The sequence below is a fragment of the Streptomyces mayteni genome, assembly GCF_054783955.1.
The window spans coordinates 44250-50967 of record NZ_BAAGPR010000056.1; the positions used below are offsets into that span (position 1 = coordinate 44250).

Consider the following 6718-nt stretch of genomic DNA (forward strand, 5'->3'; position numbering starts at 1 on the left):
GACAGGGCCTACTCCAGCCACCCGGCGACCGTGTCCGGGTGCTCGGTGACCCACCGCTCGGCCGCGGCCGCCGGGGTCAGGCCGTCGCCGGCGATCAGCTCGGCGACGGCGTTCTGGTCCTCGGCGGTCCAGGCGAACCGCCGCAGGAAGTCGACGGCGACCGCGTCGCCCACCTCGACGAACTCGGCGTTCAGGTACTTCAGCAGCGAGATCCGCGGGTAGTAGTCGGGCAGCGGCACCTCGGTCAACGGCACCTCGGCGCTCAGCCAGTGCGGCTCCCAGAAGTAGGTGAGCAGCGGCTCGCCCGCCTCGGCCGCGTCCGCGATCTCGCCGACCAGCGCGTCCTCGCTGCCGGCCGCCACCGGCTGGAACTCCAGGCCCAGGTCGTCGACGATCGTCGCGTCCCGGGTGGCGTACCCGGGGTCGGCGTGCAGCAGCCGGCCGCCGAGCTCGCCGGCGAAGTCGTTCAGGTTCCGCCAGTCGAGCACCGAGGGGTGGGCCTGCGCGAAGTCGTCGGAGACGTACCAGCCGACGTGCCCGGTGATGCCGAGCTCGCCGGCCTCGACCACCGTCTCCTTGCGGTCGACGTACAGCTCGACCTGGTCGGGCAGCGCGCCCCAGTCCTCCAGGATCGCCTGCACGCCGCCGTCGGCCAGCTGCTGCCAGGCGTCCCGCTGGCTCATCTCCACCGCCCGCACCGGCACGTCCAGCTCGTTCTCCAGCACGTACGCGGCCACCGCGGCGTTCGCCTGCCCGCCCGGCCACTCGGGCACCGCGATCACCACCGGCTCCCGCTCGTCCTCGGCCAGCCGCTCCGTCATCCCCTGGGCCAGATCGCAGCCGCTCACCGCCAGCAGGCTCAGGGCACCCACCCCGGCGAACAGGGGATGACGTATCCGCATGGTGTGGAGTCCTTCTGGGATGTGGCGGCGGTGGTGGGACGAGGTGCGCGTGCTGTGCGTGGACTCGCCTGGGATGCAGTGTGGCCCCGACCTGAGGTCCGGGGCCACCACTCGCGCACGAGGAATCGGGAAACTGGGAAACTGGGAAACTGAGGAACCGGGGAATCCCGGTGTCTCTCCCGCGCCCGCCGGTCGATCAGATGAGGCCGAGCCCGCGCACGGCGTCGCGCTCCTCGGTCAGCTCCTTGACCGAGGCGTCGATCCTGGTGCGGGAGAACTCGTTGATCTCCAGGCCCTGGACGATCGAGTACGAGCCACCGGCCGTGGTCACCGGGAAGGACGAGATCAGGCCCTCGGGCACGCCGTACGAGCCGTCCGACGGGATCGCCATCGACGTCCAGTCGCCCTCGGCCGTGCCGTTGACCCAGGTGTGGACGTGGTCCACGGCCGCGTTGGCCGCCGAGGCCGCCGAGGACGCGCCCCTGGCCTCGATGATGGCCGCGCCGCGCTTGGCGACGGTCGGGATGAACTCGTCGGCCAGCCACTTCTCGTCGTCGATCACCTCGGCGGCGTTCCGGCCGGCGATCTCGGCGTGGAAGACGTCCGGGTACTGGGTGGCCGAGTGGTTGCCCCAGATCGTCAGCCGACGGATCTCGGACACGCTGCTGCCGGTCTTCTTGGCCAGCTGGGTGAGCGCCCGGTTGTGGTCGAGCCGGGTCATCGCGGTGAACCGCTCGGCCGGCACGTCGGGCGCCGCGGCCTGGGCGATCAGCGCGTTGGTGTTGGCCGGGTTGCCCACCACGAGCACCTTGATGTCGTCGGCCGCGTGGTCGTTGATCGCCCTGCCCTGTGGCTTGAAGATGCCACCGTTGGCCTCGAGCAGGTCCCCGCGTTCCATACCCTTGGTGCGCGGCCGGGCGCCGACCAGCAGCGCCACGTTGGTGCCGTCGAAGGCCACGTTCGGGTCGTCGGTGATGTCGACGCCGGCCAGCAGCGGGAAGGCGCAGTCGTCCAGCTCCATGGCGGTGCCCTCGGCGGCCGACAGCGCCGGCGTGATCTCGAGCAGCCGCAGCCGGACGGGAACGTCCTGGCCGAGCAGCTGGCCCGAGGCGATGCGGAACAGTAGCGCGTAGCCGATCTGGCCGGCCGCTCCGGTGACGGTTACGTTGACGGGGGCACCGGGGGTGCTTGGCATGTGTGGCCTTCCGAAGTCGGGCTCGGACAGTTCAGACAGCTCAGACAGCGAGTTCCTTCAGGTCCGCCCGTCAGGTTAACCGACGCCCCTGGCACGGCCGGGATCGGGCTGGCCTCGGAGCCATGGGGACCTGAGAGAATGAACCCATGACCACAGGACGACTGCGTGTGCTCTCCGGGATCCAGCCCACCGCGGGCTCGTTCCACCTCGGCAACTACCTCGGCGCGGTGCGCGAGTGGGTGGCCCTGCAGGAGACCCACGACGCGTTCTACATGGTCGTCGACCTGCACGCGATCACCATTGCGCAGGACCCGGCCGAGCTCCGCGCCTCCACCAGGCTGGCCGCCGCCCAGCTGCTCGGCGCCGGCGTCGACCCGGCCCGCTGCACCGTGTTCGTCCAGAGCCACGTGCCCGAGCACAGCCAGCTCGCCTGGGTGATGAACTGCCTGACCCGGTTCGGCGAGGCGTCCCGGATGACCCAGTTCAAGGACAAGGCGGCGAAGCAGGGCGCCGAGGGCACCAGCGTCGGCCTCTTCACCTACCCCGTGCTCCAGGCCGCCGACATCCTGCTCTACCACGCCAACGAGGTGCCGGTCGGCGAGGACCAGCGGCAGCACGTCGAGCTCACCAGGGACGTCGGCCAGCGCTTCAACTCCCTGTACGGCGACACCCTGACGCTGCCCGACGCCTACATCCCCAAGGCCGCGGCCAAGATCTACGACCTCCAGGACCCGTCGGCCAAGATGTCCAAGTCGGCCGCCTCCGACAAGGGCGTGGTCTGGCTGATGGACGAGCCGAAGGTCTCCGCGAAGAAGTTCCGCAGCGCCGTCACCGACGCCGGCACCGAGGTGCGCTTCGACCCCGAGGAGAAGCCGGGCGTCAGCAACCTGCTCACCATCTACTCGGCGCTCACCGGGATCTCCGTCGGCGAGATCGAGGAGAAGTTCACCGGCCAGCTCTACGGCCCGCTGAAGGTCGAGGTCGCCGAGCTCTTCGCCGACTGGGTGGCGCCGTTCCGCACCCGGGTCAACGAGTTCCTCGACGACCCGGCGCAGCTCGACGCGATCCTGGCCGACGGCGCCGCCAAGGCGCGCGAGGTCGCCGCCGCCACGATGGCGGAGGTCTACGACCGGATGGGCTTCCTGCCGCCGGCCGCCCGCTGACACACGTTCGTCCTGAGTTGGCGCCACCCGGGGTCGGGGGACCGAGAAACGAGCAGCGCGAGGAGAGGAGTCGCGGCGTGGGCACGGTCACCCTCGGCGTGTCGATCGCGGTCCCCGAACCGCATGGCAGCGCCCTGCAGAGCCGCCGGCTCGGCTTCGGGGACGCCGCCGCGGCCGGCATCCCCACCCATGTGACGCTGCTGCCGCCGACCGAGGTGCCGGCCGCCGACCGGCCGCTGATCGAGGACCACCTGGCGGCCGTCGCCCGCGCCGGCCGCCCGTTCCCGATGCGGCTGCGCGGCACCGACACCTTCCGTCCCGTCTCGCCCGTCGTCTACCTCAGGGTGGCGGCCGGCGCCACCGCCTGCGACCGGCTCCAGCGGCGGGTGCGGGAGGCCGGCGGCCCGCTGGACCGCGAACTCGGCTTCCCCTACCACCCGCACGTCACCCTCGCGCACGGCATCGACGAGGACGCCATGGACATCGCCCAGGCCGAACTCGCCGACTACGAGGCGGCCTGGACGGTGCGCGGCTTCGCCCTCTACGAGCAGGGCACGGCCGGGGTCTGGGAGCCCCGCCGCGAGTTCCGCTTCGCCGGCCGCGGCGGGCGGGCCGCCGAGGCCACGCCGCGTACCCCGGAGACCGCCGCCTGACGCCGTCGCGGGGCATCGGGCAGCCGCCGCCTCCTGGCGACCGGTCCGTCCGACGGCGCCGAGGCCGCGCACTGCCACCGTGGGCGGCGCGGCGGGCCGAGGCGGCGCGGCCTCCGTGATATCGGCCCGGCAGGGCCTACCGTGGCACGCGCGATGGAGACACTGACCCGACTGCGCTGGATCGGCCCGACGGTGGCCAGGATCCAGCGCACCCGGGCGTGGGGCGTGTTCCAGCACCTGGAGTCCCACAACTGGAGCCGGCTGGCCGCGGCCATCACCTTCACCAGCTTCACGGCGCTCTTCCCGGTGCTCGGCCTGGTCGCCGCCCTCGGCGCCGCCGTGCTGAGCCGGGGCCGGCTCCACGAGATCGAGAACTGGTTCGAGGACCAGGTGCCGGGCATCTCGGGCCGGCTCGACCTCAACAGCCTCTTCGAGAACGCCAGCGCCCTCGGCGTCGTCTCGCTGCTGCTCGTCGTCCCCACCGGCGCGAGCTGGGTGAACGCGCTCCGCGGCTGCCTGCGCGAACTGTGGGACCTGCCAGAGCCGCCGGGCAACCCGCTGCTGCGGCGCGCCAAGGACCTCGGCGTGCTGGCCGGGCTCGGCGCCGTGACGCTGCTCTCGCTGGTGGTCTCGGCGCTGTCGCTCGCCGTGGTGCGCGCGGTGGCCGCGCACGGCCCGGGCACGCTGCTGATCCAGTTCGCCGCCTTCGCGTTCGCCGCGGTCGTGACGTTCCTGCTGCTCTGCTACGTGCTGACCTGGCTGCCGGGGGTCAGGCCGCCGAGGGCCGTGCTGCTCACGGTCTGCGGCCTGGGCGCGGTCGGCTTCGAGCTCCTCAAGCTGGCGCTCGGCGGCTACCTCACCCAGGTCGCGACCCGCAACCTCTACGGCGCCTTCGGCGTCCCGGTGGCGCTGCTGGTCTGGATCAACCTGATGGCCAGACTGCTGCTGGTGTGCTGCGCCTGGACGGCCACCTCGGTCACTCCCGAGGAGCGGCTCCGCGCCGACGTCCTGACCGGCGAGCCGACAGCTGGGCCAACTGGGGCAGCGGATGACGGCGATGGAACACGTAGGCCCCCGCCGCGAGAACCACCAGACCCGCCGCCGTGACGCCGAGCACCAGCAGCCCGCTGACCGAGTCGCCGTCCGAACCGGCCGCGCCGTGCGCGCCGGCCTCCTCGGTGCCGTTCTTGTCGTCGTCCCCCGGCGTCGCCGCGCCGTCCTCGCCCGGCTCCGTCGCCTCGCTCAGCGGCGGCACCAGCTCGCCGACGGGCTCGACCAGGCCCTCGGCCGCGAACCCCCAGTCGAGCAGGGCCGCCGACTCCCGGTAGACGGCCAGCGGGTCGTCCTCTTCCGGGGCCAGCGCGGTGACCAGCAGCACCCGGCCGTCGCGCTCGGCGACCCCGGTGAAGGTGTGTCCGGCCTCCGAGGTGTAGCCGTTCTTGACGCCCGCCAGACCCTCGTAGCGGTCGAGCCCCGGGGCGCCGACGAGCAGCCTGTTGGTCGACTGGATCTCGTAGCTCTCGCGGTCCTCGCCCTCCTCCGGCTCGCCACCCGGGAACTCTGCGCGCGGCGTGGACACGTACTCGCGGAAGTCCTCGTTCTGCATCCCCGACCTGGCGAACAGGGTCAGGTCGTAGGCGGAGGAGAGCTGCCCCTCGGCGTCGTAGCCGTCCGGGTTGACCACGTGGGTGTCGTTGGCCTGGAGCTCCTCGGCGCGGTCGTTCATCTCCGCCACCGTCTGCTCCTTGCCGCCGTTCATGGCGGTCAGCGCGTAGACGGCGTCGTTGCCCGAGGCCAGGAAGACGCCGTGCCACAGGTCCTCGACGCGGTACGTCTGGCCGTCCGCGATGCCGACGGCGCTGCTGCCGGCGCCCATGTCGGCGAAGTGTTCGGGCTCGGCGCGGTAGGTCGCGTCGCGCTCGAACTCCGGCAGCAGGGTGTCGGCGAACAGCATCTTGAGCGTGCTGGCGGGGGCGAGCGGCCAGTGCGAGTTGTGCGCGGCGAGCACGTCGCCGGTCTCGGCGTCGGCCACGATCCACGACCTGGACGTCAGGTCCTCGGGCAGCTCCGGCACGCCGGGACCCTCGCCGACCTGGGTGCCAGGCCGGCCGAGGCGCTCCCCGCCGATGGTGGACATGGCCTCCGGGGGCTCCTCCCGGGTGTCATCCGACTCCTCGTCGGCGCGGGCCGGTGACGCGAGGACGAGGGTGGCGAGGGCGGCACACCCGAACGCGCGAACGGCGATCGTAAAAGAAGACGAGCGATTGAACGGCACATCGTGAATTTACCGTCGCCCGGCCGCGTGGGGACCAGCGGAGCGAGCCAAACCGGTGAGAGGCCGCCGTCAACCGGGGGACGGCCCTCGCCCATACTTGGTCGCGGGGGGTCCTTGATCGGGAGGTTGGCTGGTGGAGCTGGGCTTCGTCGCCGTGGTGTCGGTGCTGGTCGTGCTCATCCACCGGTACCTGTGGGTTCGGCTCGTCCGCGACGTGTCCCGCCCCGGCGGCTGGTACCGGAGGATCGGCACGATCCTGATGTGGGTGCTGCCGACCATCACCATGATCACGGTCGTCGGCGACCGCGTCCTCGACCTCCCCTTCCCACTGGTCCAGGTCCTGGCCTGGCCTGGCAACTACTGGTACGGCTCGCTCCTCTACATCCTCCTCACCCTCGCCCTCGGCGAACTCCTCCGCCTCGTCGCTGGGCGCTGGCCGTCCGGCGCGGAGCGGCCGGCTGCCGGTCCCGGCTCCGCCGGGGCGGTGGCGTCGGCGGACGCCGCGTCGCCCGGCGAAGCCGGGCCGCCGG

At 72.3% G+C, this 6718-nt stretch carries 5 protein-coding genes and 2 pseudogenes; 4 read left to right on the forward strand and 3 right to left on the reverse strand.

The window, feature by feature from the left end:
* Positions 1-8: 8 nt before the first annotated feature.
* Both ACYVPE_RS23330 and ACYVPE_RS23335 read right to left on the reverse strand, forming a co-directional pair.
* Positions 9-902, reverse strand: a complete 894-nt coding sequence (locus tag ACYVPE_RS23330) for a glycine betaine ABC transporter substrate-binding protein (protein WP_461035641.1) — start codon at positions 900-902, stop codon at positions 9-11.
* 196 nt (positions 903-1098) lie between these two features.
* A complete protein-coding gene (locus tag ACYVPE_RS23335; protein WP_461035642.1) occupies positions 1099-2097 on the reverse strand; it encodes a malate dehydrogenase in 999 nt (332 codons plus the stop codon).
* 146 nt (positions 2098-2243) lie between these two features.
* Between ACYVPE_RS23335 and trpS the strand changes: the two genes are divergently transcribed.
* The 3 genes and pseudogenes from trpS to ACYVPE_RS23350 all read left to right on the forward strand — a co-directional run.
* Positions 2244-3260 (forward strand): tryptophan--tRNA ligase, encoded by a 1017-nt coding sequence (trpS, locus tag ACYVPE_RS23340; RefSeq protein ID WP_461035643.1) that lies wholly within the window; start codon positions 2244-2246, stop codon positions 3258-3260.
* Between the two features lie 77 nt (positions 3261-3337).
* A complete protein-coding gene (locus ACYVPE_RS23345) occupies positions 3338-3913 on the forward strand; it encodes a 2'-5' RNA ligase family protein (RefSeq protein WP_461035644.1) in 576 nt (191 codons plus the stop codon).
* 153 nt (positions 3914-4066) lie between these two features.
* Positions 4067-4825: pseudogene (locus ACYVPE_RS23350) on the forward strand (YihY/virulence factor BrkB family protein); the annotation flags it as partial.
* Positions 4826-4889: 64 nt separating this feature from the next.
* Here the strand turns inward: ACYVPE_RS23350 and ACYVPE_RS23355 are convergent.
* Positions 4890-6188 carry a D-alanyl-D-alanine carboxypeptidase family protein gene (locus ACYVPE_RS23355; RefSeq protein ID WP_461035645.1) on the reverse strand — a complete coding sequence of 433 codons (1299 nt, stop codon included), beginning with the start codon at positions 6186-6188 and terminating at the stop codon, positions 4890-4892.
* 133 nt (positions 6189-6321) lie between these two features.
* Here ACYVPE_RS23355 and ACYVPE_RS23360 point away from each other — a divergent pair.
* Positions 6322-6718, forward strand: a pseudogene (locus ACYVPE_RS23360) (metallophosphoesterase); the annotation flags it as partial.

Excerpts from the sequence above, each read along its gene's own strand:
- trpS (WP_461035643.1), top strand. The coding sequence starts at position 2,244 with ATGACCACAGGACGACTGCGTGTGCTCTCCGGGATCCAGCCCACCGCG.
- ACYVPE_RS23335 (WP_461035642.1), bottom strand. The coding sequence starts at position 2,097 with ATGCCAAGCACCCCCGGTGCCCCCGTCAACGTAACCGTCACCGGAGCG.
- ACYVPE_RS23330 (WP_461035641.1), bottom strand. The coding sequence starts at position 902 with ATGCGGATACGTCATCCCCTGTTCGCCGGGGTGGGTGCCCTGAGCCTG.